The organism is Actinomadura sp. BRA 177 (assembly GCF_013372625.1).
In the GTDB taxonomy this organism is placed as follows: Bacteria; Actinomycetota; Actinomycetes; order Streptosporangiales; family Streptosporangiaceae; genus Spirillospora.
Genome location: NZ_JABXFD010000280.1, coordinates 1 through 1,333 on the forward strand (window position 1 = coordinate 1; position 1,333 = coordinate 1,333).

Sequence of the window (1,333 nt, forward strand, 5' to 3'; positions counted from 1 at the left end):
TTTTGTTGAGAGTGCGGGGGCCGCGCGAGTTCCAGCCGTCCCCGTCGTCGGGCGGCGTCAGATGGGTATAGGGGACAGGCCCGCCCGCCGACGTCCGCGCCGCCGAGGCGGTCGCGCGGCGGCTGGCCGGCGTCGACGCCGTCTGCCACCAGGCCGCCAAGGTCGGCCTCGGCGCCGGCGTGTCCGACCTGCCCGGCTACACCTCCGCCAACGTGCAGGGCACCGCCGTGCTGCTGGCCGAGATGGCCCGCGCCGGCGTCGCCGTCCTGGTGCTGGCGTCCTCCATGGTGGTGTACGGGGAGGGCGCCTACGCCTGCGAGCGGCACGGCCCCGTCCGGCCGCGGCCCCGCCCCGAGGACGCGCTGCGCGCCGGGCACTTCGAACCCGCCTGCCCCGGCTGCGGCCGGCCCCTCACGCCCGGCGCCGTCGCCGAGGAGACCCCGGCCGACCCCCGCAACGTCTACGCCGACACCAAGCTCGCGCAGGAGCACCTGGCCGCGTCGTGGGCGCGCGCGACCGGCGGGTCGGCGGCCGCGCTGCGCTACCACAACGTCTACGGGCCGCGGATGCCGCGCGACACCCCCTACGCGGGCGTCGCGGCGATCTTCCGGTCCCGGCTGCTGGACGGGCGGGAGCCGCTGGTGTTCGAGGACGGCGGGCAGCGCCGCGACTTCGTGCACGTCCGCGACGTCGCCCGCGCCAACGTGCTGGCGCTGGAGCGGGTCGCGGCCGGGCCGCCCGAGCCCGGCGGGCTGCGCGCCTACAACATCGCCAGCGGCGAGCCCCGCACCATCGGCGCGATGGCGGGCGCGCTCGCCGCGGCGTGCGGCGGACCGGAGCCGCGCGTCACCGGCGGCTACCGGCTCGGCGACGTCCGCCACATCGTCGCCCGGCCCGACCGGGCCCGCCGCGAGCTGGGCTTCTCCCCGGCGGTCGCGTTCGCCGACGGGATGGCCGAGTTCGCCCGGACGCCCGTCACCAGTTCGTAAGGGTCGCCGGCCCGTCACCGAAAGTAGCGTCAGACCCGTGATCGATGTCGTTCTCCCGTGCCTCAACGAGGCCGAGGCGCTGCCCTGGGTGCTGACCCGGATGCCCGCCGGGTTCCGGCCCCTGGTGGCCGACAACGCCTCCACCGACGGTTCCGCGCGCGTCGCCGCGGACCACGGCGCCCGCGTCGTCGCGGCGCCGAAGCCGCGGCCGGGCTGCTGGCCGCCCGGACCGACGTCGTGTGCGCCCTGGACTGCCCCCTCTCCCCATCTGACGCTGCCGACCACGCGGACCCTGTCCACCTCCGCGCCCCCCCTCCCCCCAACACACCACACCACACACCCCA

At 77.3% G+C, this 1,333-nt stretch carries 2 pseudogenes; both read left to right on the top strand.

Annotated elements, in window-relative coordinates:
• Window positions 1–89 precede the first annotated feature (89 nt).
• Window positions 90–989: pseudogene (locus HUX53_RS12390) on the top strand (NAD-dependent epimerase/dehydratase family protein); the annotation flags it as partial.
• Window positions 990–1,026: 37 nt separating this feature from the next.
• A pseudogene (locus tag HUX53_RS12395) lies at window positions 1,027–1,333 on the top strand (hypothetical protein); the annotation flags it as partial.